This window comes from Streptomyces sp. Edi2 (assembly GCF_040253635.1).
Classification (GTDB): domain Bacteria; phylum Actinomycetota; class Actinomycetes; order Streptomycetales; family Streptomycetaceae; genus Streptomyces.
The window spans coordinates 1,603,459-1,628,355 of sequence record NZ_JBEJGX010000003.1 but is presented as its reverse complement, the minus strand read 5'-3'; the positions used below and the strand labels follow the sequence as shown (position 1 = coordinate 1,628,355).

Genomic DNA, 24,897 nt, shown 5'->3' with positions numbered 1-24,897 from the left:
GGCTGTTCCAGCGTGAGGTTGCGTCTCTTTCCGGTAGCCGGCTCCCGGAGACAGGTAGCAGAGATGGCGCCTCCGGTTGTCTCACGGATCTCCTTGGCGAGCCGCGCGTAACCGGGACGGGTACGTTCATCGGGAGAGAGCGTCTCGATCAGCTTGTTGAGGCGCTGCCCGGGGGGCAGCAGCAGCGGACGGTCGTCCTCGCCGCGTGCCGATCCGCTACTGCGCATCTCCCGCCCTTCTCAACAGAGGTCTCCCAACGGAGGCAGGAGCCGACCCGGCGTCCACCAAGAGGGCAGAGAGTCTAGCCCTGCCAATGGTGTTGCCCCACGGAAACTACCCTGGCGCATCGGCCACCTCCTGGCGGGGGTGTGCGGCCGCCGTGGCGGTGCGCCGGGCGGACGCCAGAGCCGGCAGACAACAGGCTGACAGGACGGCCAGGAACGCCTGGTAGAGGGCCACCGGCCACAGCGAGCCGTGCCCCACCGTGACCAGGGCCTGGGCCAGGGCCGGCGCCGTGCCCCCGAACACCACACCAGCCAACTGCTGGGCCAAGGAGATCGCGGTGTAGCGCACACGGACCGGGAAGGCATCGACGAGCAGGGCGGCGACCACCGCGTAGACGACGGCGCTGGCGGACTCCAACGCGCACACCCCCAGCGCGATCCGGAGCAGCGAACCGCTCCCCAACGCCAGGACGGTGAGCGGAATGGCGAGCAAGTACATAGCCAGCCCCACGGCGCAGATCCTTGCGGCCCCCAAGCGTTGGGCGGCTATCGCAGCGACGGGCTGGAGCAGGAACCGGGCGACAGCCGCGCACAACACCACGCCCAGCACCTTCTCCCGGGGAAAGCCGATGTGCACGGTCGCCCAGGACAGCACGAAGGTGCCGGCCAGATACGTCCCGGCAACCGGAACGGCGCAGGCCCCGACGCACACGGCCATCTTCGGGAAGTGTCGCTGCAAGGTGTCGCGCACCGGGGCGGGCGCCACCCGCCCCTGCGCCGACAGTCCCTCGAACTCCGGGGATTCGGGCACCTTCAGCCGTATGACCAGGCCGACGGCCATGAGGACGGTGGAGAGCAGGAAGGGGACCCGCCAGCCCCAGGCCAGGAATTCGCCGTCACCCAGTCGCGAGAACGGGATGAAGACCGCGCTGGTCAGGATTGAGGCCAGCGGGGTCCCTTGCTGCACCATGGCCGTCAGGATCACCCGCCGTCCCTGCGGCGCGTGTTCACCGGCCAGCAGTACTGCGCCGCCCCACTCGCCGCCCACTGCGATCCCTTGGACGAGCCGCAGGACGCACAGCAGCACCGGAGCGGTGATCCCCGCCTCGTCGTAACTAGGCAGCAGACCGATGCCCGTGGTAGCCGCCCCCATCAGCAGAAGCGTCCCCACCAGACTGCTTTTTCGTCCTAGCCGGTCCCCTAAATGGCCGAATAGCGCTGCACCGACAGGGCGGCCCAGGAAGCCGACCCAGAACGTCGCGAACGATGCCAGCAGACCGGTGGTCTGCTGTGCTCCGGGAAAGAACAACTCTGGGAAGACCAGGCTGGATGCAGTGGAGAAGACGAAGAAGTCGTACCACTCGACTGTGGTTCCCACCAGGCCGGCGAGTCCCGCCTTGTGGGCGGCGGACAGCCGGGGGCGTCCAGTGGGCGTGCGCGAGGTCCGGCGCATCATGCTCCAAGAGATCACTATGAGGGACGGGCTGTTCGTAACGGAACCAACTGATCAGCAGTGTGCGGACGCGAAGACCGGTGCAACAGCGCGGCCGTAGCGCCTGGCATGATTCCGAACTGCCGTTTTGGCGAATGACTTGACGGTATGTCGTCCGCTCCGTAGTGCCCGGGGCCGTCTCGGGTCGCACGACCCCCGTGTCCCGGGATACGGCCCGCACCTGGCGCCGGAGATCTGTTCCTGGCAGGGGTCCGGGAGTTCGGCGATCTTCGCTGCCTGATCCTCGGTCTGCTGTGCGGCGAGGAGGCGAAGCTCCGGGGCGCGGCGGCCCTTGGCGCCCATGGCGGACTGCCACAGGGCCGTGCGGCGTCGGGGGCCGAGCGCCGTGAGCAGGCCAGCGGCGAGCAGCGGGGCCTCCACGAGTGCCTAGGTGTTCTGTCCGGGGAGGCCGGAGGACGGGGTGGAGGGCGGAGAGTTGGGGCCGGCGTTCTCGCCGCCGGCTTGATTCCCGGCCTATCCCGGGATGGTCAGGCTGATGCGGTGGCCGGGGTTGAGGCGGATCGGGAGGCCGGTGGCGGCGAGCTGATGGCCGGTGGTCTGGTGCCACCGGTGCCAGGTGCCGGGGGTGTGGGTGGGGTGGGTGAAGGCCGGGATGTAGCGGCTGCCGTCGTTCTCGACGACGGTGTAGAGGCCGGTCTGCCCCTCCTGGGCGAACAGGATGAGCGGGGCGTCGCGGAAGGCCGCGAGGAGTTCCTGCTCGCTGCCGTAACCGGTGACGGCGCGCTGCAGGGCTGCGTCCAGGGCGGTGACAGGGGACGGGAACTCCAACGCCATCGGCGACGGGCGGTACTTCGGGTTGTGCTGGAAGGAAACGAGCCGGCCGGAGCTGCCGACGGACCAGCCGCCGACGATGCCGTACGGGGGGACGGCGCCGTTGGGGTCGAAGTACGGGTCGATCGCGTACACGTAGCCGCCGCGCTGCTGTGCGGCCTGGGCGCGCAGAGCCGCGGTGACCGGGGGAACGGCGGGGGCAGGGCCGGCTGGGGTGGTCACAGCGACTGGCTCCACTGCTCTTCGAAGGCGATCTGCTCGGCGACCGTGGCCAGCGTCTCGGGGGGTGCGGGGTGGAATGTCTGGATGCGATCGGCGCCGGTGGGGCGAAGCCCGGGCCTGAGCCAGTAGACGAGGAAACCCCCCATCCCACGGCACATCCCGGAGGGCCAGGTGTCGCGACGCGAGCCGTTGACACCCAGGAGCCACCCCTGGGGTTCGATCTGCTCGCGGATGCGGGTGAGCGCCTCGAAGCAGTCATCCGCTCTGCCGGTGACATGCCCCCAAGGGCCGTCGGCGAGCACGGTGAAATCGTAGTTGTCGCCTTCCCAGCGCAGGACGGCGTCGGCCTGCTGGTCGCCGTTGAAGGCGAGAACTTCGAAACGGTCGGGGACCTGGTGACCACTCATCGGGTCCATCCTTCGGGCAGTTGACTGGCGGGCGGTGCTTCAGGGGCGGGAGCGACGGGCGTTGAGGCTCGTATGGGGGGGCGGCGTCCATTCTCCTTTGGTCCCGTCGGGGAAGATCTCCCGGGCCCCCTTGATGGCTTGCGGTCAATCGCCGGCGGCGTGGGTGGCCTGGCCTGCGAGGACCGTGGTGAGGTGGTCAGCGGCCCAGGTCTTGGCGTCATGGGCGCTGGGTTGATGGAAGGCGTGCGCGGCGCCGTGAGAGGTCCACAACCCGGGCGGTCCCGGTCCTTCGTCCCGGAGGTGTCTCTGTCGATGGCCGGCCGGTGGCCGGACGCCTTTGGGCGACGTAACGCGAGGCGACACAGCCCAACCGGCCGTCGTCACTCGGTAGCACCACCATGCGTGCAGAGACACGCCTGCCCTCCGAGGCTGTGCGGAGGCGGGCCCGGCGGGGGTGGCGGGAGCCACCCGGGGTGGTCCGGGCCGGCCGAAGGCGCTGTTCCAGGGTGAACTCACCCTGGAAGAGCGCCACTTGGCGGCGCCGTCGCGCTGCCTCAGTACGGGTAGAAGCCCGACCCCGACTTCCGGCCCAGCCGGCCCGCGTCGACCATGCGCGCGAGCAGCGGGGGAGCGGCGTACAGGGGCTCCTTGTACTCCTCGTACATGGAGGCGGCGACCGAGGTCACGGTGTCCAGGCCGATCAGGTCGGCCAGCTTGAGCGGGCCCATCGGGTGGGCGCAGCCCATCTCCATGCCGTTGTCGATGTCCTCGCGGCTGGCGATGCCCGACTCGAACATCCGGATCGCGGAGAGCAGATACGGGATGAGCAGGGCGTTGACCACGAAGCCCGAGCGGTCCTGGGCGCGGATCGCATGCTTGCCCAGCACGTCCTGCACCAGGGACTCGGCGCGCTTGATGGTCTCCTCGCCGGTGGTCAGGGCGGGGATCAGCTCGACGAGCTTCTGCACCGGAGCCGGGTTGAAGAAGTGGATCCCGATGACCTGGTCGGGCCGGGAGGTGGCGACCGCCAGCTTCACCAGCGGGATCGACGAGGTGTTGGACGCCAGGATGGCGTCCGGCCGGGTGATCACCTGGTCGAGGACCTGGAAGATCTCGGTCTTGACCTGCTCGTTCTCCACCACGGCCTCGATGACGAGATCGCGGTCGGCGAACTCACCGAGGTCGGTGGTGAAGCTGAGCCGGTCGAGCGTCGCGTCGCGCTCCTCGGTACTGATCTTGCCGCGTTCGGCGGCCTTGCCGAGGGAGTTGGTCAAGCGGGTGCGACCCAGCTCCAGAGCTTCGCCGGTGGTCTCCGCGACCATGACGTCCAGCCCGGCGCGGGCGCACACCTCGGCGATGCCGGCGCCCATCTGGCCGCAACCGACCACTCCGACGCGTTCGATGTCGGTCACATCGTGCCTTTCGCTGATCTTCAGGACCGGCGATCCGCCGTTACGCCGTAAGGGTCCGGCGGCCGCCTCGGCCCCGACGTTACTCCGCGCGGTGCTGTGCCACGGGCGCCGGGGCGGGCATTGTGAACCCTCAGGACGGGACGAACCGGACAACCTGGGGAATTCTTGATGAGGCATATCACACGCAGAGGGTTCGCCGTGGCCGCGCTGGGCGCCGCCTCTTCGCTGCTCACCACGGGGGCGGCGGCGCCCGCGGCCGGCTCGCCGCGGCGCGAGATGCGCGGCATGTGGCTGGCGACCGTGGCCAACCTGGACTGGCCCTCCAGTACGAAGCTCCAGCCCGCCGCGCAACAGCGCGAACTGCGCGCCCACTTCGACACGGCCGTCGCCCGCAAGCTGAACACGGTGTTCTTCCAGGTGCGGCCCACCGCGGATGCCCTGTGGCCCTCACCGTACGAGCCATGGGCGCAGTGCCTGACCGGGCAGCAGGGCCGCGACCCCGGGTGGGATCCGCTCGACTTCGCGGTCCGCGAGGCCCACCGGCGCAATCTCGAACTCCACGCCTGGTTCAACCCGTACCGGGTCGCCAACCACACCGACCCCGGCAGGCTCACAGCGGACCACCCGGCCCGCCGGCACCCCGACTGGGTCCTGCCGTACGGCGGCAAGCTCTACTACAACCCCGGTCTGCCGGAGGTGCGCGGCTTCGTCCAGGACGCGATGTTCGACGCGGTGCGGCGCTACGACATCGACGGGGTGCACTTCGACGACTACTTCTATCCGTACCCGGTCGCGGGGGAGGACTTCGACGACGATGAGGCGTTCGACGAGTTCGGCAGCGGCTTCAAGAGCCGGGCGGCCTGGCGCCGGGACAACATCGACCGGCTGGTCCACGAGGTGGCGGCCAGGCTGGACGGTGGCGGGCGGGCCGGGCGCCGGGTGCGTTTCGGCGTCAGTCCGTTCGCGGTCTGGCGCAATCGCGCCACCGACCCGCAGGGCTCCCGCACCCAGGCCGGGGTGCAGACCTATGACGACCTGTACGCCGACACCCGCCGCTGGGTGCGTGAGGGGTGGCTCGACTACCTCGTGCCGCAGGTCTACTGGCCCCTCGGCTTCAGCGCCGCCGACTACGCCGAACTCGTGCCCTGGTGGGCGCGGACCGTCAACGGCACCGGTGTGGACCTCTACATCGGCGAGGCCCTGTACAAGGCGGGCGAGGCACAGCCCCCCGCCTGGAAGGACCCGGCCGAACTCTCCCGCCACCTCACCTTCGCCCGCGGCTATCCGCAGGTGGGCGGCCATGTCTTCTTCTCGGCGAAGGAGGTGGCCAAGGACCGGGCGGGTGCCATGGCGAGGGTCGTGCGTGACCACTACGCCGCGGCACGGGCGTAGCGGCGGCCCGCACCGACCGGGAGGGTCCGCGCGGACCGCGGCGTGTGAGGAGATTCCGGTACCGGGTCGGGGCCGGGCAGGGTGGCGTGCGCCGGCCGGGGGCCGTCGGCCGGTGGCGGTGTCTACCGCCCGGTGCTGATGTCTACCGCCCGGTGCCGGTGCCTACCGGCCGGTGCCGATGTCGGTGGCCTTGGTGTGCCGGACGACCGAGTCGGGGCCGGGAGACATGATCGCCTCGTGTCCGTCCTCGGCGCGGACGCGGTAGGGCGGATCGCCGTTCGGGCCCAGTACTTCGACGATTTCGACGACCTTGTCGTGATGCCCGACGGTCCTGCCGTGCACCACCAACCGGTCGCCCCTGCTTGCGTGCATCAGGGTCCTCCCCGCCTCGGGGCGGCCGTACGACCCGCGGGCCGGCCAGTGCGACGGCCGACGGTTGAACGGCCAACGATTTCCACGGTTTACGGGCCTGGCAACGGCCCGGACGGCGGTACCTGCCGTCGCGGCAAGTTTACGTCCGCGGGCCGTGGTCGCACCCCGGAAGGTATGGGTTCATCCCTTTCCGGTGGTCGCTGTCGGGTGGTCCCGGTGGGTCCGGCCCGGCGGCGCCGGCGGGCCGGCGGGGCGGTGGTCCCGGTCCGGCGGTCCCGGCCGGGTGTTCCCGTGGCGCGGGTCCGGCGCCCCCGGTGCGCCCGCGGTCATCCACGGGTCCGCTGGGTGACCGCGATGCACGCCAGGACCGCCAGCGCCGCCGCGGGGGCGGCCGGCGGCAGCCGCTCGCCCAGCAGCAGCACGGACCAGAGCAGGGTCAGCAGCGGCTGGGCGAGCTGCAGCTGGCTCGCCTTGGAGATGCCGATCGCGGCCATCCCGCGGTACCAGGCGACCATCCCGAGGAACTGCGAGCCGAACGCCAGCCAGAGCAGTCCGCCGACCGAGTGCGCCGTGAGCCGCAGCGGCTCCGCGGACAGCGCCACCGCCGCGCCCGTCGCCGTGAGCGGAAGCGCCAGCACCAGCGCCCAGCCCATCACCTGCCAGCCCGGCATATGGCGGGCGAGCCGGCCGCCTTCGGTGTAGCCGGCCGCGCACACCAGCAGCGATCCGAACAGCAGCAGATCCCCGCGGCCCGGCGCCCCGCCGCTCTGCTGCACCGCAAAGCCGATGACGACGGCCGCGCCGACCAGCGAGGCGATCCAGAACGTCCGGGAGGGCCGGGCACCGGTCCGTACGGCCGAGAAGGCCGCGGTGGTCAGCGGCAGCAGGCCGACGACCACAGCCGCGTGCGAGGTGGTGGAGGTCTGCAGCGCGAGGGTGGTCAGCAGCGGGAAGCCGAGGACCACACCGCCCGTGACGACCGCGATGCCCAGCCAGTGCCGCCGCTCGGGAAGGCGCACCCGGAAGGCGGCCAGCGCGCCGCCGGCCAGCAGGGTGGCCAGCACGCTGCGCAGCATCACCACCGTCCAGGGCCCCATGCCCTCCAGCGCCCAGGCGGTCGCGGGGAAGGTGAGCGAGAAGGCGGCGACGCCGAGCCCGGCGAGCAGGGCGCCCCGGCCGGCGGGGGCGGGGCCGGCGGGCGCGGCGGCCTCCGGGATCTCCGGGATCTCCCCCGCCTTGGGGGACTGCTGGGTCTCCGGAGCAGCGGTGACCGGAGCGGCGGTGACCGGGGCGCCCGGAGTGCTGACCGCTATCGGCACCGTGGCGGTAGCGCTATCGTTGTCTCTCATGCACGAGCGTAGCAGCGGCGCTGAGCTGGCCGCGACCCTTCGAGTGGAGCTGAACCGCTACTCTCCAGGAGAGAAGCTGCCCTCCAGCCGTGCCCTCGTGGAGCGGCATCGCGTCAGTCCGGTGACCGTCTCGCGGGCGCTCGCCGAGCTGGTGGCGGAGGGCCTGGTCGTGACCCGGCCGGGCGCGGGAGCCTTCCGCGCCGAGCCATGCGGTGAGGCGCCCCGGCCGATCGACACCTCCTGGCAGGAGATCGCGCTGAGCGCCGAGCCGGCCGGCGACCAGGTGCCGCGCAGTGTCGACGCCTCGGGTGTGCTCGCCACGCTCGCCACCCCGGCCCCCGGCGTCATCGAACTCATCGGCGGCTATCTGCACCCCGATCTGCAGCCGGAACGCGCCCTCGCCGCCGCGCTGGCGCGCGCCGGGCGGCGGCCGGGCGTCTGGGCGCGCCCCACGGTCGGCGGGGTGGCGGAGCTGCGGGCCTGGTTCGCCCGCGAGATCGCCGGCCCCGGTGGCCCGCTGGCCGCCAGCGACGTCCTGATCACCGCGGGCGGCCAGAGCGCGCTGAACGCCGCCCTGCGCGCCCTCGCCGCCCCCGGCGCGCCGGTGCTCGTCGAGTCCCCGACCTACCCGGGCATGCTGGCCGTGGCCCGCGCCTCCGGACTGCGGCCGGTGCCCGTACCGGTGGACGCGGACGGGGTCCGTACGGATCTGCTCGCGGACGCCTTCCGGGCCAGCGGCGCGCGGCTGTTCGTCTGCCAGCCGCTGTTCCAGAACCCGACCGGCGCGGTGCTGGCCGACGACCGGCGGCGCGAGGTGCTGCGGGTGGCCCGCGCGGCCGGTGCCTTCGTGATCGAGGACGACTTCGCACGGCTGCTGGTCCACGGCGACGCCCCCGCGCTGCCGCCGACCCTGATGGCGGACGACCGGGACGGCACGGTCGTCCATGTCCGCTCGCTCACCAAGGCCACCTCGCCCCACCTGCGGGTGGGCGCCCTGGCCGCCCACGGTCCGGTCCTCGACCGGCTGCGCGCCATCCAGGTCGTCGACAGCTTCTTCGTGCCGGGCCCGCTCCAGGAAACCGCTCTGGAACTCGTCGGCTCGCCCGCCTGGCCCCGCCATCTCCGGCTGGTCTCCGGCGAGTTGACCGTCCGCCGCAATGCCCTGACCGCCGCCCTGCACCGGTACCTGCCGGGACTCGCCGGGCCGGGCGGGGGGCACGGGGCGGCGTACGGCCACGCCCCCGCGCCGGGCGGTCTCTACGTCCCGCCGGGCGGCTACCACCTCTGGCTGCGGCTGCCGGACGGCACGGACGAGGCGGCGCTGACCGGTGCGGCGCTGCGGGCGGGCGTCGCGGTCGCGGCCGGCCGGCCGTACTTCGCCGCCGAGCCGCCGGCCGCACATCTGCGGCTGAGCTTCGCGGCCGCGTCCGGCACCGCCGCGATCACGGAAGGCGTCCGCAGGCTCCGCACGGCGTGCGAGGAGCTGGGGGTTTCGGCGGACTGAACGGGACGGGCGGGGAGGGGAGCGGGTGCGCGCAGGGTCTCCCACTGAGAACGGCGGGCGGCCGGAACCCTCGACGCTGCCGGAGCCCTCCACGCTGCCGGAATACTCCACGCCGCCGGAGCCCTCCACGCCGGTATCGGCTCGATGCTGCCGGAACCCTCCACGCCGGTATCGGCTCGACGCTGCCGGAGCCCTCCACGCCGGTATCGGCTCGACGCCACCCCACCCTTCTGCGAACCTCCCGGCATGAACGATCACGCCCTCGACGGCTACGAGATCTCCACCGACCCGGCGCGCCTGGACACCGGCCTGGTCCACCACTGGCTGTCCGCGGACGCCTACTGGGCCGTGGGCCGGTCCCGGGAGCTGCATGACCGCGCCGTCGCGGGTTCGCTCAACTTCGGCCTGTACGAAGCCGGTTCCGGCCGCCAGGCCGGCTACGCCCGGGTGGTCACCGACCACGCCACCTTCGCCTGGCTCTGCGACGTCTACATCTGCCGTGACGACCGCGGCAAGGGCCTGGGCACCGCCCTGGTCGAGGCCATCGCCGACCATATGGCGTCCTGCGGGCCGAGCCGCCTGACGCTGGCCACCAAGGACGCCCACGGCGTGTACGAAAAGGTCGGCTTCCGCCCCCTGGTGTCCCCGGAGCAGTGGATGACCCTCGGGCTGGTCGATCCGGGTCCTGTCGAGATCTGATCAAGAGGGGCCATTGCGGCGGTACTGCTCTTACCATCGCCGGATGAGCGTCCGACTCAAGCTGATCGCCGCCGGCCGCAGCTCCTCGCTGCTCGGAACGCGGTTCGGCGACGACCGCCCGCTCGACGCCGCGGGCTGGCACCAGGCGGAGCGTGCCGCGCCCGTCCTGTGCCGGCTCGCCGCCGCCGAACTGCGCTACTGCTCGCCGTCCGCCCGCTGCCGCGACACCGGCGAAGCCCTCGGCCTGCGCCCGCTGCCGCAACCGGCGCTGCGCGACTGCGACATGGGACGCTGGCAGGGCCGCACGCTGGGAGAGGTGGCCGCCGACGAACCGCGCGCGGTGGAGGCCTGGCTGGCCGATCCCCGCGTGGCACCGCACGGCGGGGAGTCCCTGCTGGCCTTCATCAGGCGCGTCGGCGGCTGGCTGGACACCCGGCCGGTCGAGGACGCCGACGGACTCCTCGCGGTCGCCGAACCCGGTGTCGTCCGCGCCGCCCTGGTGTACGTGCTCCAGGCACCCCCGCACACGTACTGGCGGATAGACGTCCAGCCGTTCTCGGTGACCACCCTCACCGGCCGGTCCGACAAGAAGTGGGACCTCCAGCTGGAGGCATGAGGCGGCCCCGCGCTACGCCGCGCCACCCACCGGACCCCGGCGCAGCCGCACACCGGTCAGCACACCCTGGAACACGAGCGCGACCAGCCCGTACGGTCGGTCCGCCCGTCTCGGCGAGGGCCCCGGCCTTCCAGGTGCCGGCGTTCAGGCAGCAACGGAGTAACGGAGTAACGGAGCAACGATGCCTCCTCACGCGGGGTGAGGTTCAAGTGCCGGGGCCGCCCCCGGGCACCACCCGGAAAGCCCATCCGGCGCGTTCCGCCGTCCGGGGCGTACGCACCCTTGTGACCTGCGGGAAGAGGCTGCGGCCCGGCGCCTCCCGCGGAAGTTGGCCCCGCCGGGGCCCGTCATCGAGGTGCGCGCCGCCGGGCCGGACGCTTCTCTCGGGTTATGCCCATACGTCAGATTCCTCTGTACGCGCTGGCGGCCGGCGCCCTGGCGGTGTCCGTCCTGCTCTTCGGCGACGACGGCGGTGCCGATGCCGCCGCCGAAGCCGCCACCGGGACGGTGACCGGAGCCGCCGCCGAGGCCGGTTCCGCGCCGGGCACCGCGGAAGCGGTGGTCGTACAGCCCGACCCGGTGGCACCGGGCGCCGCATTCTCCGTCTCCGACGGCGGGCAGTGCTCCGGTGACACCGCGGAGGCCACCTTCGACGACGCGAACATCCCCGCGCTGGAGCTCGCCGGCCGGAGCGGGCGGCTCGGCGGCACCGCGATCCTCCCGGAGAACACCGCGCCCGGCTCCTACCGCGTCACCCTCACCTGCGGCGGCACCTCCCGGGCCCGGCAGAGCGCCCTGGACACCGGACGGGCGGGCAGCGAGGAAGACGGCGGGGTGCGCGGCGGGGAGGACGGCGACGACCACGGCAGCGGAGGCGGCGAGGAGTACGGGGAGCAGTCCGGCGACGGCCGGAAGACCCTCACCGGCACCATGGTCGTCTCCGGCGGTGCCGACCAGGTCGTGCCCCAGGGCGGGGCGGACACCGGCCTCGGCGGCGCGGCCGGCAGCGGCGGGGCGGCCACGACCGCGGGCGGACTGCTGTTGCTGGCCGCGGCCGGCTGGGGAGTCCTCGCCCGCCGGCGGCACCCTCGCGGCACCGGGAGCTGACGGCGGTGAGCGCACAATGACCGCAGATCCACCACGACGCGGCCTGGTCATCGGTCTCGTCACCGCCGTCACCGCGGCCCTCGTCCTCGCGGGCGTGTGCGCGCTCGCCGCCGTCCACCTCCGTGCCCGCGACGCCACCAGCGTGGTCGACGGCGGCACCCACACCGTGCTGCGCACCGAGATCGCCAGGACGCTCAGCGGCCAGCTCACCCTGCCCTTCCGCCACGGGCCCGATGCGGTGCACTGCTCCGGCGATCTCCGGCCCGTGCCGTACGACGAGGTGCGCTGTACGGCCCACTTCCCCCTCGGCCCGGACCGGCACCTGAGCGTCGAGGTCACCCAGGTCCGCCACAACGAGGTCACCTATCGGCGCCACGCCCTGCCGCGGTGAGAGGTCCCGGCAGCGCTGGGCGGTCCCGGCCGCGGTGACCGGTGCCCGTCGCGCTGGGTGGTGGCTCGCACCCCGGCCGGCTCCGGCAAGGCGGAGCGGTCAAGGACGCCCCGTGACCTACGGCTTGAGGTCCAGGGCAGCGCGCCCCGACCCGTCCATCAGGAACGGCACCGAGCTGTGCGTATGGGTGATCTTCCAGGTGCCGTCGATCTTCCGGAGGCCGACGGTTGCCCGGCTCCACAGCTCCACCTCGAAGCCGTCCTTCTTCGTCCCGTGCATCCGGTTGATGCTGTGGCTGAAGGCGACATCGTCGCCGACCGTGATCTCGACCTGGGTCAGCGACACCTCGATCGGCCCCTCCCAGGTTGCGTACCAGGCCTCGACGGCCTGCTGGTCCAGCGCCTGTGGCCCCGTGAACTGCAGCGGAGGAGCGAGACTGAAGTCCACCAGGTCCGGCGCGCAGGCGGCGAGGAACCGCCGCGCGTCCCGCGCCGTCGTCGCGGCGGCCCGGTCCTCCAGCAGCTCCCGGATCTGCACCTCGTCGGCTGTGGGTGTGGCTGTGGGTGTGGCTGTGGGTGTGGGTGTGATGTCGGTGGTCACGAGGACTCCTCCCGTCGGACGGCGCCGGGGCGGCGCGGCGCACGGAATATCCGTGCAACCGGTAGACCCCGCCGCGGACGGAAACTCATCGGCGGGAAGCGACCCCGGCCGGCGTCGACGAGGTGGGGCGTCAAGGAGAGGAAGAGTCGAGGAGCCGAGCAGTCGAGCAGGCGAGGGGCCGAGGAGGCGGCGCGGGCACCTGGCCTACGGCGCGAGCCGCAGCGCCGCCGGCCCCCGGGTCAGCCAGGCGTTCGCCGCCTCGACCCGGCCGCCCACCTGCAGCTTTGCGTAGGCGTGTTCCAGATGCTTGTCGACCGTGCGCGGGCTGATCGCCAGCCGCCGGGCGATCTGCTGGTTCGTCAGGCCGCGGGCGAGCAGGGTGAGTACGGCGGACTCGCGGCGGGTGACGGGGGACGGTGCAGGTGTGGGCGGGGCGAGCCGGTTGAGGACGTGGCTGAGCCGGGTGCGCAGCAGGGCCGCGGCCGCCACGTCGTCGTCGGAGAAGTCGCTGCCGCTGCGGCTGATCGCCACACACACCTTGCGCGGCACGCCGGCCGCGTAGCCCGCCGGGAACGACATCGCGAGCTGCTGTTCGGCGTCCAGCGGCCGGTAGACGTCGGTATAGGCGGCGAGGGCGTGGAAGGCGCTGCGGGTTTGCAGCGTGGAGCGGCGCATCGGGGTGCCGGGGCCGAGGGTGGTGTGGGTGACGAGGGAATCGGCCGCCGACTCGCGGGCGAACGCCTCCCGGATGTCCTGGGTCAACAGGCCGGCGGGCAGGGTGAGCGGCCGGTCGGCGGAGCCGGCGCGGGGGGACCAGATGATGCTGTCGCCGGGAAGGGCACCGAGCAGCAGCGGCAGCAGCGCCGGGACCAGGGTGTCCTCGTCGACGGCATCGATCAGAAGGTCCACGACGGCGAGAATGCGCCGCAGGCCGGCCTCCGCGGCCGCGCTCATACCTCCAGCGTGCCGAGGGGGCACAGGGCAGTCAAACGCGCGCCGAGCGGGTAACGGCCGGCGCGCGTCGGCCACCCGGCCGGCCGGGGGAAGACCGGCCGGGCGCGTCAGGCGCCTCAGCGCCCGACGGCATAGACGCGGTTGACGAGGCTCTGCGCGGCGAGTCGCCAGTGGTGGAGTCCGGCCTCGTCGGCGAGCTGCCGCATCACCTCTTCTCCCGCGTGGTTTCCGAGCGCCTGCGGGCCGTGCTGGGCCAGCGCGGACGGCAGACAGACGGCAACCGAGCCTGCGGTCAGCGCCCGGCCGACGGGGTTGACGTTCTCCTGGGCGTTTGCCGAGGCGTTCGGCTCGACGACCATGCAGGTGCCGCCGTCGGCCAGGGCCTGCTCGGCGTGGTGCAGTGCGCCGCCCGGGTCACCGGTGTCGTGCAGGCAGTCGAAGAACGTGATCAGGTCGAAGTCCTCGCCGGGGAAGTCCTGGGCGGTGGCGACCTGGAAGCTGACCCGGTCGTCCAGTTCCCGCTCGGCCGCGATGCCGCGGGCCGCTTCGATGGACGGCCGGTGGAAGTCGAAGCCCTCGAAGCGTGACCGGGGGAAGGCCTGTGCCATGAGCGTCGTGGAGTAGCCGTAGCCGCATCCGACGTCCGCGACGCGCGCGCCGCGCTCCAGCTTCTCCACCACACCGTCCAGCGCGGTCAGCCACTCCGGTACCAGCGCGGCCGAGTAACCGGGGCGGAAGAACTTCGCGGTGCCGGCGAACAACGCCGCCCCGTGTTCCTCCCAGCCGACGCCCTCGCCGGTGCGGAAGGCCTCCATGAGGATGTCCTCGGTGGCGTAGACCGCCTGCAGCACGGTGGAGAACCCGGCCGCGTACGTCGGCAGATCCGGGTCCGCCAGGACGGCGGCGTGCTCGTCGGGCAGCAGATAGGTATCGGTACCGGGCGCGTAGCTGACGTACTCGCCGGCGACCTGGGCGGTCAGCCATTCGCGTACGTAGCGTTCGACCAGCTCCGTGCGGGCGGCGAGTTGTGCGGAGGTGAGGGGACCGGCGCCCGCCATCGCGCGGTACAGGCCGAGCCGGTCGCCGAGCGAGGTGCACAGGCCGGCCATCGCGGCGCCGTTGTCGGCGGTCACTCTCTCCAGGAACTCCTGTACCCGGTCCTCGTCCACCGTGGCACCGGGGGTGACATCGGCGGAGGCAGCCATGTCTCTCACCTCTCCCACCCTCGTCCTTGTCTCACTCTCGTCCTTGTCGCTTGTCCCACTGCAGCAGGACGGCGACCCCGCGCGCCATACGGGATTCGCCGTATACGGGGGGTGGTGACCTGGGGCGACACTGGGAAGGGGGGAGAGGGAGAGGAGGTGCACCATGCGCAAGAAGATCGACTGCCGGGACCAGCCCAGCGAGATGAACTGCACCCTCGTCATCGCCGGCGAGGAGGAAGAGGTGCTCCGCGCCGCCAGTGAACACGCGGTATCCGTTCACGGCCACCAGGACAGCCCGGAGCTGCGGGAGCAGATCAGGGCGGCCATGAAGGACGAGGTTCCGCAGCACGCCTGAGGCGTGGCCGGCCGTATGCCGTCCCCGCTGCGGGACGGCGGCGTCGGTCTGCCCGGATGCGGCCGCCCGAGGGCCGCGGACGGGCGCCCGCGGGCTACGACCGGCGCCGGGGCTTGCCGCGCTTGGCGCCCCTCGCACCGCCGGAGCCGCCCTGTGAACTCTTGCCGGACGGCTTCCCCGCCGATTTCCCGGCCGATTTCCCCGCTGATTTCGCCGCCGGTTTCCCGGCGGTCTTCCCGGCCGTGGGCTTCCGCCGGGCACCGCCCGTCTCGCTGCCCTTGCCCTTCGGCTGCGCCGGGGCCGGATCCGGGCGGCGTCCGCGTGAGCTGTTGACGGTCCGCCCGCGGACGATCCCGATGAAGTCCTCCACCAGGTCGGTGGTCTCGTCCTGCGGCCACGACAGCGCGACCCGTGAAGCCGGGGCGTCCGACACCGGACGGTAGGTGAGGTCCCTGCGGTGGTGCAGACGGGCGAGGGACTGCGGGACGACGAGGACTCCCACCCCTGCCGCCACCAGCTCCACGGCGTCCGCGGTCGTGGCCGGGCGCTCGTTCGCGGGCCGCCCCGGCCGGTGCTCCCAGTCCAGGGTGTCGTCGAGGGGGTGCAGGACGATCTCGTCGGCCAGATCCTCGGCGGACACCTCGTCGGCGGCCGTCACGAGGTGGTCCTTCGGGACCACGACGACGGTCGTCTCGGTGTAGAGGGGGATCGCGCTGAGGTCCTCCCGGTCCACCGGCAGCCGCACGAAGCCCGCGTCGGCGTCGCCGCCCCGCAGGACGCCGAACGCCTCCGCGGCGGACACCGCGACGAGGGTCAGAGGAACGTCGGGAAGCCGCTCGTTCCAGATCCGCACCCACTTCGTGGGCGTCACCCCCGGGACATACGCGAGACGGAACGAAGGGGATTCTGCCGAGCCAGTCACGTGGACAGGTTACCGGTCGTGGTCGGAGGTAGCGCACACGATCGATACCCTGGACACCATGACGTCGCACCAGAGCACCCAGACGATGAAGCCCGCCACCGCGGCGAAGAAGCTGGGTGTGTACCTCGAGGCCACCCCCGCCGAGTTCCAGGAGGGTGTCGTCTCGCGCACCGAGTTGAACGCCCTCCAGGCCGATCCGCCCCAGTGGCTGCAGGACCTGCGGCGCAACGGCCCGCACCCCCGGCCGGTGGTCGCGGCGAAGCTGGGCATCTCCATCTCGGGCCTCGCGCGGGGCGGTGTCACCGAGCCCCTGACCACGGAGCAGATCGACGCGCTGAAGCAGGACAGCCCCGAGTGGCTGCAGAAGGAGCGCGCCACCCAGGCCGAGGTCCGCAAGGAAGCGGTCCGTATCAAGGAGAAGAACGCGGCCCGGGACGAGTAGCCCGGCCGATCGCGTTCCTGATTCCACTCCTGGTCCTGCTCCCGCTCCTTTCTCGTCGGGCCGCCCCGACCCCGACCCCGTACCCGTGGTGGCAGCGGGGCGTGCTCAGGCGCCCGTCGGGGGCAGGAGGTGTGCCAGCCCCTCCGCGCAGCCCTTGGCGGCCTCGGCCGAGCGCGGCAGCATGACGCTCTCGTACGCACGGACGGCATCGTCGACGCCGGGTTCGGTGACGAGGGCCCGGGCGAGTTCGGCGCCGTCCAGCATGGCGAGATTGGCACCCAGCCCGAGCGGCGGCATCAGGTGCGCGGCGTCGCCCAGCAGGGTGACGCCGGGGACGTGCTCCCAGGTGGGCGGCACGGGCAGCGCGAAGAGGGGCCGGGGGATGAAGGCGCCGTCGTTGTCGCGCAGCAGAGCGAGCAGGCGCTCGTCCCACCCGTTGAACATCGTCAGCAGGTGCGCCCGCACGGCCGCCGTGTCACCGAGCTCCACACCCGCGGCCACCTGCCAGTCCTCCGGCCCGCGGAAGCCTATGTAGACCCGGATGTGGTCGTTGCTGTTGCGCTGGGCGAACAGGACCTTACTGTCGGCCCCGGCCACCATGGTGCCGGCGCCGACCATCCGCGCAAGATCGGGATGCCGGGTGTCGCAGTCGTCGAAGCCGGCCTCGATGAAGGTGATCCCGGTATAGCCGGGTACGGCGTCCGACAGGGCCGGGCGCACCCGCGACCAGGCGCCGTCGGCGCCGATCACCAGGTCGAAGTCCTCGGTGGTCCCGTCAGCGAAGAGCAGGCGGCCGGTGCCGTCCCCGAGCGGGGTGACCCCGCTGACGGCGCGGTCCCACCGCACGCTGCCCGCGGTGAGCGAATCCAGGAGCAGATCGCGCAGCTGACCGCGGTCGATCTCCGGCCTGTCCTCCTCGCCGTGGTCGTCCGGCGGGCCCTGCGCGGGCAGGACGGCGGCGGTGGCGGGGTCGAGCAGGCGCCACTCCTGGCTTTCGGGACGGGAGAGGGCGCGGAAGCCGTCGAGCAGCCCCGCCGCGCGCAGGGCGGCCTGACCGGTGCCGCCGTGCATATCGAGGGAGCCGCCCTGCGGGCGGGCTCCGGCGGAGGCCTCCCGCTCGAAAACGGTGACGGGGCGACCGTGGCGCTGCAGGACGCGGGCGCAGACAAGGCCCCCCGGACCGGCGCCGACGACGGCGATACGGGGGTGACGAGTGGCGTTCATGGGGCTGTCCCCTCGGACGTGGGTGATCCGCCGGGAGATCCGGCACAACCAAGAAAGCACATCCACTAAATAAGTGCAATGAGTTAACTTTCGCAGTGAGTGCGCTTCGTGATGCCTTCGGGATACGCTGCGACGGTGACCGAACCGACCGGGCGCCGTGAGCGCAAGAAGGCCCAAACCCGCAAGTCGCTGGCCGACGCCGCACTGGAGCTCTTCCTCGACCGCGGCTACGACGAGGTCTCCGTCAAGGAGGTTGCGGACGCCGCCGACGTATCGGTGACCACTCTGTTCAAGCACTTCCCCAGCAAGGAAGCGCTGGTTTTCGACGAGGAGGACGACATCGAGGCGGCGCTCGTCGCCGCCGTGCGGGAACGCGCCCCCGGACAGTCGATCCCGCAGGCGCTGCGCGAGCAGATCCTGCTGACACAGGACCTCGCCAAGGATCCGCGGTGCGCCCCGTTCCTGCGCATGGTCGAGGACACCCCGACCCTGCGCGACTACTCCCACCGCATGTGGATGCGGCACGAAGCGGCCGTCGCCCGGGCCATCACCGAGGAGACCGGTGCCCCCGAGGGCGACGTCACCTGCGCCGCCCTCGCCCGTTTCGCGCTGGAGACCCGTGGGCTCATCCAGCGGCACACCGACCCGCGCGGCGCCGCCGAAGGGGCCTTCGCCCTGCTCGAACACGGCTGGGCGGCCACCCACCCCGAGGACTGACAAGGACCGACCGGGACCGACCAAGACCGACCGGGACCGACCAAGACCGACCGGGACCGGCCAGGGCCGACCGGGACCAACCGGAACCGACCAGCTCCGGGCGGGGCGAGGAAACCGAAAATCCCGGACGGACCGGCGTCCCACACGGAATACTCGGGCGTCGCACACGACATACCTGAGGTCCTTGAGCCGGAAGTTACTGGGGGTACACATGGAAGCCGGTCAGCCGAGCCGTACCGCGATGAGGACAGCGCACGCCCGTGCGCGCCACCAGGCCGATCCCCAGCGGGTCTTCACCGACCCGCTGGCGTCGAAGGTCCTCCTCCACCTCGACCCCGACGCGATGCTGCCGCCGCCCGACGACCCGGTCGCCCGGCACAACATCCGGTTCGTCGCCGCGCGCAGCCGCTTCGCCGAGGACTCGCTCGCCGCCGCGGTGACCGCCGGCACCCGGCAGGCCGTGGTGCTCGGCGCCGGCCTGGACACCTTCGCCTACCGCAACCCCCACCCCGGCCTGACGGTGTTCGAGGTCGATCATCCGGACACCCAGGAGTGGAAGCGGCAGCAGATGGCCGCGGCCGGGATCGCCCTCCCGCCGTCGCTGGTCTTCGCCCCGACCGACTTCGAACGCGACACCCTCGCCGAGGCCTTGGACGCGGCCGGGCTGGACCGCACCCGACCGGCGTTCTTCATCTGGCTCGGGGTCACGCCCTACCTGACACGGGACGCCGTCCTCGCCACACTGCGCTGCGTGGCCGAGCACACCGCGCCCGTCCACGTGGTGTTCGACTATTTCGTCGAACCGTCGCCGTCGATGGCTCCGGAGCTCCGCGCCGCGTACGAGGCCGCCACACGGCGGGTGGCGGAGTTCGGCGAACCCTGGCTCAGCCTCTTCACCCCGGACGGCATCGCCGACGAGCTGCGCGCGATGAAGCTGGACGACATCGAGGACTTCACGGGGCCCGAACTGCTCGCGCGGTACCTGGGCGGGGCCACTCCCGACGGCGACGCCGTCGCCGACCCCGCCACCGACGCCGATGCGTTCAGCGGGCATGTGCTCCGCGCCGGGCGTACCACCGTCCGATAGGCAGACACCTCAGAGGTCGCGCGCCCTGATGGATCACTCGCCGGGCGGAGCCCGGCCCGGTGGGCGAGGCTGACCCTGGAGGTGGGCCATGGCACAGGTGCAGGCAGACGTGTGCGTGGTGGGCGCCGGGTTCGCCGGACTCGCAGCCGCGAGACGACTGGTCCAGGCCGGCCATGAGGTGGTGGTGGTCGAGGCGAGGGACCGGGTGGGCGGCCGGGCGTGGAACCGTGAACTTCCCGACGGGACCGTGGTGTCGGCCGGCGGGACCTGGCTGGGCAAAGGGCAGCACCGGATGTTTCAGCTCTGCCGGGAACTGGGACTTGAGGTGTACCGCCAGTACGAGCGGGGCGATCACCTCCTGCGCCTCGACGGAGTCAACCACCGGTACCACGGCGCCCTCCCCGCCACCGGCCCCAAGACGCTCCTCGCCCTCGGCCTGGCGATGGCGCGGCTGCAACTGATGACGCGGCGCCTCCCGGCGGATGCCCCGTGGTCCGCACGGGGCGCCCGGGCATGGGACTCCCGCACCCTCGGGCAGTGGCTCTCCGACCCGCGCAATGTGCCCTCGGCCACCGCCCGCACCCTGCTCGGATCGACCATGAACCTGCTGTTCTGCGCGGACCCGGCGGAGGTCTCCCTGCTGGGTGCCCTCACCCTGGCCCGGGGCGGCGGCGGTTTCGGCTACTACACCGACACCGGAAAGACCGAATCCCACCTCGTGGACGGCGGAGCCCCCGAAGTGGCGCGGCGGATGGCCGCGCACCTGGGGGCAAGGGTGCACCTGTCCAGCCCCGTTCAGCGGATCGCCCACGACGCCACCGGCATCGAGGTGGTCGCCCCCTCGCTCACCGTGCGGGCGCAGCGGGTGATCGTGGCCACGCCCCCGGTGCTGGCGGGGCGGATCACCTTCGATCCGCCGCTGCCCGCCCGCTCCAGCCATCTGCTGCAGCGGGTGGTGCCGGGGGCGATCATCCGGGTGCACACGGCGTACCCACAGCCGTTCTGGCGCGAGCAGCGGCTGTCGGGACAGACCCTCGCACCCGGGTCGCCCGTCCCGGTCACCATCGACCAGACGCCGCGGTCGGGACGGCCGGGAGTGCTCAGCAGCTACGCGTTCAGCACCGGAGCCCTGCACCTGGGCCGCCTCGACCCGGCCCGGCGACGGGAGATCTGGCTGGACGCGCTGGCCGAGCGGTTCGGCCCCGAGGCACGTCACCCCGCCCAGTACCTGGAGACCGACTGGTCCGCCCAGCAGTGGTCGCTGGGCGGGATGATCGGCTACTTCCCGCCGGGCACCCTGACCAATTACGGCAGTGCGCTGCGCGAGCCGGTGGGCCGTATCCACTGGGCCAGCACCGAGTCGGCCACGCTGATGCACGGCCTGATGGAGGGAGCGGTGCGCTCCGGCGAACGGGCCGCCCAGGAAACCCTGCTCGCGCTGTCACGCGCCCGGCACGCCGTCGGCCTGCCGGACCGCTCGTCCTGATCTGCTTGCCCTAACTGCCTGTTCTGATCCGCTTGCTCCGCCCCGCGCGCCCGCCCCTCTCCGCCCGCTGGCTCCCGCCCCACCTGCACCGCCCCACCTGCACCGCTCCACCTGCACCGCCCCGCTTGCCCGGCCGGTCGTCCCGAAGTGGCCGGCGCGCCGCGTGCTCAGCCGACGGCAGCGCCGAACCACCTGGGCAGCCGGCGAAGCAGATCCTGCTGGTCGTCACCGACCCACGCCACATGGCCGTCCGGCCGCAGCAGGACCGCGGGCACGTCCAGTTCCGCACCGACGTCGACGACGTGGTCGACCCGGTCCGCCCAGCCCGCCACCGAGAGCCGGCCGGTCCGGTCGAGCAGCAGCCCGCGGCCGCCGTGCATCAGCTCGTAGAGGCGCCCCTGCTTCAGCGGCACGTCCCGCAGCCGCCGGCCGAGCAGTTCGTGGCCCCCGCCGAAGTCGTAGCGGACCCCGACCGCGGTGATCATCCCGGTCACGTACCGGTTCACCTCCTCGAAGTCCATCAGCTTCGAGAACAGCCCCCGCAGTGCGGTCGCCCCAGGATCGCTCCCCAGCAGTGTCATCTGCGCGCGGGTGTTGTCCAGCACTGCGGCGCCCACCGGGTGCCGTTCGGCGTGGTAGCTGTCCAGCAGCCCCTCCGGCGCCCAGCCGTTGACCTCGGCGGCCAGCTTCCAGCCGAGGTTGAACGCGTCCTGCACGCCGAGGTTGAGCCCCTGCCCGCCGGTCGGCGGGTGGATGTGTGCCGCGTCGCCGGCCAGCAGGACCCGGCCCACCCGGTAGCGCCCGGCCTGCCGGGTGGCGTCGCCGAACCGGGACAGCCACCGCGGCGAGTGCACCCCGAAGTCGGTGCCCGCGGTCGCGCGCAACTGCCGCTTGAACTCCTCCAGGGTCGGCGCGGTCGCACGGTCCTCGGCCACCCCGTCGGCGGGGACCACGACGCGGCACACCCCGTTCTCCCCGGGGGCGACACCGAACCGCAGTTGGGTCTTGCGGACTTCCGCGACGACGGCGGCAATCGTCTCCGGCTCCTCGGTCACCTCCATCTCACCCAGCAGCGTCTCGGCCGTGGCGGGCTCACCGGGGAAGCCGACCCCGAGCAGCTTGCGCACCGTACTGCGGCCGCCGTCGCACCCGACGAGGTAGCGCGCACGCAGGCGCGTGCCTCCCCCTCCGGCGGCTGCGCCGCTGCCAGGGGCATCCCCACTCGCCGGCTCGACGGTCACGCCGTCCTCGTCCTGGCTCAGCCCGACCACTTCGCAGCCGCGCCGGATCTCGGTACCGAGTTCGACCGCGCGCTCGTGGAGCAGCCGCTCGGTGACCGGCTGCGGAGTGGCGAGGGCGTACGGGTGAGCCGTTTCCAGCCCGTCGGGCCACGCCTTCATGATGCCGCCGAAGAGCCCGCCGACCTGGAACTTCTCACTGACCGCGAGGAACCGGTCCAGCAGGCCACGCTGGTCCATCAGCTCGACGCTGCGCGCGTGCAGACCCTGCCCGCGGGACTCCCCGGTCGGCTCGGCCAGCTTCTCCAGCACGACCACCTGCACGCCGTGCAGCCGCAGCTCACATGCCAGCATCAACCCGGTCGGCCCGCCGCCGACCACGATCACGTCAATCATCAAAACGCCCCGTTTCACGAAATCGGATTTCGGCCGACTGCCCCGCGCAGAGTCCCCGCCACCGCACCGCCACCGCACCGCCGAGTCCACTGGCGGTCCGACGTCCCCGCGCAACCCGTACGCCAACATCCATCGGCATGCAGTCGGCACACATCTGCATACGCCGACGACAGCCCACGCACCTTCGCGATCTGCCATCTCCGCAGGTCCTGGCCTTGGCCGAGCATTCTGCGGCACACCCCGGCCCTTGCCGCAAGCCCCCCGGTGCGCTATACGTTGAGAGTGGCAAGGAATGGGCAACCTCCTTGCCTTTGCCTTTTCTTGCCGGCGTCGGCCATGGACGGTTTACGGACAAACTCCCCGGCGACGACGCCCGTTCCGCGGCCGTACGGCGCTAGCGTGGGGGCCCATGATCGTATGGCTCAACGGCACCCACGGTGTGGGCAAGACGACGACCAGTGCACTCGTGCAGCAGCTGATCCCGGATTCACGGGTGTTCGACGCCGAGAAGGTCGGCGAGACACTCATGGACATCACGCCGGGGCTGCCGGGGACGGACAACTTCCAGCACTGGCCGCCGTGGCGGCCGCTCGTGGTCGAGACCGCCCGCCGCGTACTCGACTACACCGGTGGCACTCTGGTGATGCCCATGACCGTCCTGGTCGAGGAGTACTGGCGCGAGATCAGCACCGGCCTCGCCCACCATGCCATTCCGGTACGGCACTTCGTCCTCCACGCCGACCAGGACACCCTCCGCGGGCGCATCGCGGGCGACACCGTTCTCGGCCCCGACTCCCCGTTCCGCCTCAAATACCTCGAGCCCTACGCCGAGGCGGCCCGCACCTGGCTGCACAGCGAGGCCGAGGTCGTCGACACCGCGCACCTCACCCCTGCCCAGGCCGCCCTGCAGATCGCAGAGGCCGTCAAGGGCTGAGGCCTGCCCGCTGCGCAAAAACGAAGAGTCGCAACTGGGGGCGGGCCGGTCGGGCTGGTGATCCCGTTGCCGGTGCAGTGGGACGGGCGTGGTCACAGCCGTGCGGACGCCCGCCGCAGGGCGGACGCCCGCGCACCGAGGAGCACCGCGCAGGCCCCGAGCGTCAGCAGCGCGCCGCCGAGGAAGTATCTCCATCCGCATCCCCACCCGCATCCCCTCCGCACCTCCACCCCCACCCCATTGCATAAAACTGCCACTATCCGTATAGTCATGCCATCAAGGAGGAGAGGTCCATGACGGTACGAGCAGCAGTGGCCGGTGCGAGCGGGTATGCGGGTGGTGAAGTGCTGCGCCTGCTTCTGGGGCACCCGGAGGTGGAGATCGGGGCGCTGACCGGGCACTCCAACGCCGGGCAGCGCCTGGGCGGGCTGCAGCCGCACCTGGCCCCGCTGGCCGACCGGGAGCTCCAGCCGACCTCCGCCGAGGTGCTGGCCGGGCACGACGTCGTCTTTCTCGCGCTGCCGCACGGCCAGTCCGCCGCGGTCGCGGAGGAGCTGGGGCCGGATGTGCTGGTCGTGGACTGCGGCGCCGACTTCCGGCTCAGCGATTCCGCCGACTGGGAGGCCTTCTACGGCTCGGCCCATGCGGGCACCTGGCCCTACGGCCTCCCGGAGCTGCCCGGGGGCCGCGCCGCGCTCCAGGGGACCCGGCGCATCGCGGTCCCGGGCTGCTACCCCACCGCCGTTTCGCTCGCCCTGTTCCCCGCGTACGCGGACCGGCTCGCCGAGCCCGAGGCCGTGATCGTCGCGGCCACCGGCACCTCCGGCGCCGGCAAGGCCCTCAAACCGCATCTGCTGGGCTCCGAGGTCATGGGCTCGATGAGCCCGTACGGCGTCGGCGGCGGGCACCGGCACACCCCCGAGATGATCCAGAACCTGAGCGCGGTGGCCGGCGAGCGGATCAGCGTCTCCTTCACCCCGACCCTGGCCCCCATGTCGCGCGGCATCCTCGCCACCTGCTCGGCGAAGGCGAAGCCCGGCGTGGACGCCGGTGCCGTACGGGCCGCGTACGAGAAGGCGCTGGCCGACGAGCCGTTCCTGCAGCTGCTGCCCGAGGGTCAGTGGCCGTCGACCGCCGCCGTGTACGGCTCCAACACCGCTCAGGTGCAGGTGACGCTCGATGCGGCGGCCGGCCGGATCATCGCGATCAGCGCCCTCGACAACCTCACCAAGGGGACCGCGGGCGGCGCGGTGCAGAGCATGAACATCGCCCTCGGCCTCCCGGAGGGGACCGGGCTGCCGAAGGTCGGGGTGGCGCCGTGACAGGGGCGGACGCGGGGCAGCAGGGCGTGACCGGCG

26 protein-coding genes are annotated in these 24,897 nt (G+C 72.3%); 13 read left to right on the top strand and 13 right to left on the bottom strand.

Features of this window, described 5'->3' with window-relative positions:
* Positions 1-333 precede the first annotated feature (333 nt).
* From ABR737_RS10710 to ABR737_RS10690, 5 genes are all read right to left on the bottom strand, one after another.
* Positions 334-1,680, bottom strand: coding sequence for an MFS transporter (locus ABR737_RS10710; protein WP_350249950.1), 1,347 nt, complete (start codon positions 1,678-1,680; stop codon positions 334-336).
* A 510-nt stretch (positions 1,681-2,190) separates the two neighbouring features.
* Positions 2,191-2,730 carry a type VII secretion system-associated protein gene (locus ABR737_RS10705; RefSeq protein WP_350249949.1) on the bottom strand — a complete coding sequence of 180 codons (540 nt, stop codon included), beginning with the start codon at positions 2,728-2,730 and terminating at the stop codon, positions 2,191-2,193.
* Positions 2,727-3,137, bottom strand: coding sequence for a hypothetical protein (locus tag ABR737_RS10700; protein ID WP_350249948.1), 411 nt, complete (start codon positions 3,135-3,137; stop codon positions 2,727-2,729). The genes ABR737_RS10705 and ABR737_RS10700 overlap by 4 nt, the downstream gene beginning before the upstream one ends.
* A gap of 144 nt (positions 3,138-3,281) precedes the next feature.
* On the bottom strand, positions 3,282-3,407 hold the full coding sequence (locus ABR737_RS10695) for a hypothetical protein (protein ID WP_350249947.1): 126 nt from the start codon (positions 3,405-3,407) through the stop codon (positions 3,282-3,284).
* Between the two features lie 284 nt (positions 3,408-3,691).
* Positions 3,692-4,549 carry a 3-hydroxybutyryl-CoA dehydrogenase gene (locus ABR737_RS10690; RefSeq protein ID WP_350249946.1) on the bottom strand — a complete coding sequence of 286 codons (858 nt, stop codon included), beginning with the start codon at positions 4,547-4,549 and terminating at the stop codon, positions 3,692-3,694.
* Between the two features lie 168 nt (positions 4,550-4,717).
* Between ABR737_RS10690 and ABR737_RS10685 the strand changes: the two genes are divergently transcribed.
* Complete coding sequence (locus ABR737_RS10685) at positions 4,718-5,941, top strand: glycoside hydrolase family 10-like protein (protein ID WP_350249945.1); 1,224 nt, start codon at positions 4,718-4,720, stop codon at positions 5,939-5,941.
* 162 nt (positions 5,942-6,103) lie between these two features.
* Here ABR737_RS10685 and ABR737_RS10680 read toward each other — a convergent pair whose 3' ends face one another.
* Complete coding sequence (locus ABR737_RS10680) at positions 6,104-6,313, bottom strand: DUF1918 domain-containing protein (RefSeq protein ID WP_350249944.1); 210 nt, start codon at positions 6,311-6,313, stop codon at positions 6,104-6,106.
* A 326-nt stretch (positions 6,314-6,639) separates the two neighbouring features.
* Entirely contained in the window at positions 6,640-7,662 is a 1,023-nt protein-coding gene (locus ABR737_RS10675; RefSeq protein ID WP_350249943.1) for a DMT family transporter, read from the bottom strand.
* On the opposite strand from ABR737_RS10675, the gene ABR737_RS10670 reads away from it, so the two are divergent.
* The 5 genes from ABR737_RS10670 (at position 7,661) to ABR737_RS10650 (ending at position 11,979) form a co-directional block, all read left to right on the top strand.
* Complete coding sequence (locus tag ABR737_RS10670; RefSeq protein WP_350249942.1) at positions 7,661-9,166, top strand: aminotransferase-like domain-containing protein; 1,506 nt, start codon at positions 7,661-7,663, stop codon at positions 9,164-9,166. The genes ABR737_RS10675 and ABR737_RS10670 overlap by 2 nt on opposite strands.
* Positions 9,167-9,412: 246 nt before the next feature.
* The gene (locus ABR737_RS10665) at positions 9,413-9,865 is read left to right on the top strand and encodes a GNAT family N-acetyltransferase (protein WP_350249941.1); all 453 of its coding nucleotides are present in this window, start codon (positions 9,413-9,415) and stop codon (positions 9,863-9,865) included.
* Between the two features lie 43 nt (positions 9,866-9,908).
* Positions 9,909-10,481 carry a histidine phosphatase family protein gene (locus ABR737_RS10660; RefSeq protein ID WP_350249940.1) on the top strand — a complete coding sequence of 191 codons (573 nt, stop codon included), beginning with the start codon at positions 9,909-9,911 and terminating at the stop codon, positions 10,479-10,481.
* 390 nt (positions 10,482-10,871) lie between these two features.
* The gene (locus tag ABR737_RS10655) at positions 10,872-11,588 is read left to right on the top strand and encodes a GVDTG sorting domain-containing protein (RefSeq protein WP_350249939.1); all 717 of its coding nucleotides are present in this window, start codon (positions 10,872-10,874) and stop codon (positions 11,586-11,588) included.
* 16 nt (positions 11,589-11,604) lie between these two features.
* Positions 11,605-11,979, top strand: a complete 375-nt coding sequence (locus ABR737_RS10650) for a DUF4333 domain-containing protein (RefSeq protein ID WP_350249938.1) — start codon at positions 11,605-11,607, stop codon at positions 11,977-11,979.
* A gap of 117 nt (positions 11,980-12,096) precedes the next feature.
* Here the strand turns inward: ABR737_RS10650 and ABR737_RS10645 are convergent, their stop codons facing one another.
* From ABR737_RS10645 to ABR737_RS10635, 3 genes are all read right to left on the bottom strand, one after another.
* Positions 12,097-12,579 carry a YybH family protein gene (locus ABR737_RS10645; RefSeq protein ID WP_350249937.1) on the bottom strand — a complete coding sequence of 161 codons (483 nt, stop codon included), beginning with the start codon at positions 12,577-12,579 and terminating at the stop codon, positions 12,097-12,099.
* Positions 12,580-12,783: 204 nt separating this feature from the next.
* On the bottom strand, positions 12,784-13,533 hold the full coding sequence (locus tag ABR737_RS10640) for a helix-turn-helix transcriptional regulator (protein ID WP_350249936.1): 750 nt from the start codon (positions 13,531-13,533) through the stop codon (positions 12,784-12,786).
* A 116-nt stretch (positions 13,534-13,649) separates the two neighbouring features.
* Positions 13,650-14,738 (bottom strand): class I SAM-dependent methyltransferase, encoded by a 1,089-nt coding sequence (locus ABR737_RS10635; protein ID WP_350249935.1) that lies wholly within the window; start codon positions 14,736-14,738, stop codon positions 13,650-13,652.
* 163 nt (positions 14,739-14,901) lie between these two features.
* Between ABR737_RS10635 and ABR737_RS10630 the strand changes: the two genes are divergently transcribed.
* Positions 14,902-15,093 carry a DUF1059 domain-containing protein gene (locus ABR737_RS10630; protein ID WP_350249934.1) on the top strand — a complete coding sequence of 64 codons (192 nt, stop codon included), beginning with the start codon at positions 14,902-14,904 and terminating at the stop codon, positions 15,091-15,093.
* A gap of 94 nt (positions 15,094-15,187) precedes the next feature.
* On the opposite strand, the gene ABR737_RS10625 is transcribed toward ABR737_RS10630, so the two are convergent.
* Complete coding sequence (locus tag ABR737_RS10625) at positions 15,188-16,015, bottom strand: LysR substrate-binding domain-containing protein (RefSeq protein ID WP_350249933.1); 828 nt, start codon at positions 16,013-16,015, stop codon at positions 15,188-15,190.
* 58 nt (positions 16,016-16,073) lie between these two features.
* Here ABR737_RS10625 and ABR737_RS10620 point away from each other — a divergent pair, with 58 nt between their 5' ends.
* Entirely contained in the window at positions 16,074-16,457 is a 384-nt protein-coding gene (locus ABR737_RS10620) for a DUF5997 family protein (protein WP_350249932.1), read from the top strand.
* 105 nt (positions 16,458-16,562) lie between these two features.
* Here the strand turns inward: ABR737_RS10620 and ABR737_RS10615 are convergent, their stop codons facing one another.
* Entirely contained in the window at positions 16,563-17,681 is a 1,119-nt protein-coding gene (locus tag ABR737_RS10615; protein WP_350249931.1) for an FAD-dependent oxidoreductase, read from the bottom strand.
* A 111-nt stretch (positions 17,682-17,792) separates the two neighbouring features.
* Here ABR737_RS10615 and ABR737_RS10610 point away from each other — a divergent pair, with 111 nt between their 5' ends.
* The 3 genes from ABR737_RS10610 to ABR737_RS10600 all read left to right on the top strand — a co-directional run bounded on the left by ABR737_RS10610 (position 17,793) and on the right by ABR737_RS10600 (position 20,971).
* The gene (locus tag ABR737_RS10610; protein WP_502964304.1) at positions 17,793-18,398 is read left to right on the top strand and encodes a TetR/AcrR family transcriptional regulator; all 606 of its coding nucleotides are present in this window, start codon (positions 17,793-17,795) and stop codon (positions 18,396-18,398) included.
* A gap of 241 nt (positions 18,399-18,639) precedes the next feature.
* On the top strand, positions 18,640-19,485 hold the full coding sequence (locus tag ABR737_RS10605; protein WP_350249929.1) for a class I SAM-dependent methyltransferase: 846 nt from the start codon (positions 18,640-18,642) through the stop codon (positions 19,483-19,485).
* A gap of 88 nt (positions 19,486-19,573) precedes the next feature.
* Positions 19,574-20,971 carry a flavin monoamine oxidase family protein gene (locus ABR737_RS10600; protein ID WP_350249928.1) on the top strand — a complete coding sequence of 466 codons (1,398 nt, stop codon included), beginning with the start codon at positions 19,574-19,576 and terminating at the stop codon, positions 20,969-20,971.
* A gap of 167 nt (positions 20,972-21,138) precedes the next feature.
* Here the strand turns inward: ABR737_RS10600 and rox are convergent, their stop codons facing one another.
* Complete coding sequence (gene rox, locus ABR737_RS10595) at positions 21,139-22,605, bottom strand: rifampin monooxygenase (RefSeq protein WP_350249927.1); 1,467 nt, start codon at positions 22,603-22,605, stop codon at positions 21,139-21,141.
* 409 nt (positions 22,606-23,014) lie between these two features.
* Between rox and ABR737_RS10590 the strand changes: the two genes are divergently transcribed.
* Both ABR737_RS10590 and argC read left to right on the top strand, forming a co-directional pair.
* Positions 23,015-23,539: a P-loop nucleotide/nucleoside kinase family protein gene (locus ABR737_RS10590; protein ID WP_350249926.1), complete on the top strand. Its 525-nt coding sequence runs from the start codon at positions 23,015-23,017 to the stop codon at positions 23,537-23,539.
* Between the two features lie 293 nt (positions 23,540-23,832).
* Positions 23,833-24,861, top strand: a complete 1,029-nt coding sequence (gene argC / locus ABR737_RS10585; RefSeq protein WP_350249925.1) for an N-acetyl-gamma-glutamyl-phosphate reductase — start codon at positions 23,833-23,835, stop codon at positions 24,859-24,861.
* The last annotated feature ends 36 nt before the right edge of the window (positions 24,862-24,897 follow it).

Bases quoted from the DNA above. Each gene is read 5' to 3' on its own strand.
- ABR737_RS10710 (WP_350249950.1), bottom strand. From the start codon at position 1,680: ATGATGCGCCGGACCTCGCGCACGCCCACTGGACGCCCCCGGCTGTCC.
- ABR737_RS10700 (WP_350249948.1), bottom strand. From the start codon at position 3,137: ATGAGTGGTCACCAGGTCCCCGACCGTTTCGAAGTTCTCGCCTTCAAC.
- ABR737_RS10685 (WP_350249945.1), top strand. From the start codon at position 4,718: ATGAGGCATATCACACGCAGAGGGTTCGCCGTGGCCGCGCTGGGCGCC.
- ABR737_RS10680 (WP_350249944.1), bottom strand. From the start codon at position 6,313: ATGCACGCAAGCAGGGGCGACCGGTTGGTGGTGCACGGCAGGACCGTC.
- ABR737_RS10670 (WP_350249942.1), top strand. From the start codon at position 7,661: ATGCACGAGCGTAGCAGCGGCGCTGAGCTGGCCGCGACCCTTCGAGTG.
- ABR737_RS10675 (WP_350249943.1), bottom strand. From the start codon at position 7,662: ATGAGAGACAACGATAGCGCTACCGCCACGGTGCCGATAGCGGTCAGC.
- ABR737_RS10665 (WP_350249941.1), top strand. From the start codon at position 9,413: ATGAACGATCACGCCCTCGACGGCTACGAGATCTCCACCGACCCGGCG.
- ABR737_RS10660 (WP_350249940.1), top strand. From the start codon at position 9,909: ATGAGCGTCCGACTCAAGCTGATCGCCGCCGGCCGCAGCTCCTCGCTG.
- ABR737_RS10655 (WP_350249939.1), top strand. From the start codon at position 10,872: ATGCCCATACGTCAGATTCCTCTGTACGCGCTGGCGGCCGGCGCCCTG.
- ABR737_RS10650 (WP_350249938.1), top strand. From the start codon at position 11,605: ATGACCGCAGATCCACCACGACGCGGCCTGGTCATCGGTCTCGTCACC.
- ABR737_RS10640 (WP_350249936.1), bottom strand. From the start codon at position 13,533: ATGAGCGCGGCCGCGGAGGCCGGCCTGCGGCGCATTCTCGCCGTCGTG.
- ABR737_RS10635 (WP_350249935.1), bottom strand. From the start codon at position 14,738: ATGGCTGCCTCCGCCGATGTCACCCCCGGTGCCACGGTGGACGAGGAC.
- ABR737_RS10630 (WP_350249934.1), top strand. From the start codon at position 14,902: ATGCGCAAGAAGATCGACTGCCGGGACCAGCCCAGCGAGATGAACTGC.
- ABR737_RS10620 (WP_350249932.1), top strand. From the start codon at position 16,074: ATGACGTCGCACCAGAGCACCCAGACGATGAAGCCCGCCACCGCGGCG.
- ABR737_RS10615 (WP_350249931.1), bottom strand. From the start codon at position 17,681: ATGAACGCCACTCGTCACCCCCGTATCGCCGTCGTCGGCGCCGGTCCG.
- ABR737_RS10610 (WP_502964304.1), top strand. From the start codon at position 17,793: ATGCCTTCGGGATACGCTGCGACGGTGACCGAACCGACCGGGCGCCGT.
- ABR737_RS10605 (WP_350249929.1), top strand. From the start codon at position 18,640: ATGAGGACAGCGCACGCCCGTGCGCGCCACCAGGCCGATCCCCAGCGG.
- ABR737_RS10600 (WP_350249928.1), top strand. From the start codon at position 19,574: ATGGCACAGGTGCAGGCAGACGTGTGCGTGGTGGGCGCCGGGTTCGCC.
- rox (WP_350249927.1), bottom strand. From the start codon at position 22,605: ATGATTGACGTGATCGTGGTCGGCGGCGGGCCGACCGGGTTGATGCTG.
- ABR737_RS10590 (WP_350249926.1), top strand. From the start codon at position 23,015: ATGATCGTATGGCTCAACGGCACCCACGGTGTGGGCAAGACGACGACC.
- argC (WP_350249925.1), top strand. From the start codon at position 23,833: ATGACGGTACGAGCAGCAGTGGCCGGTGCGAGCGGGTATGCGGGTGGT.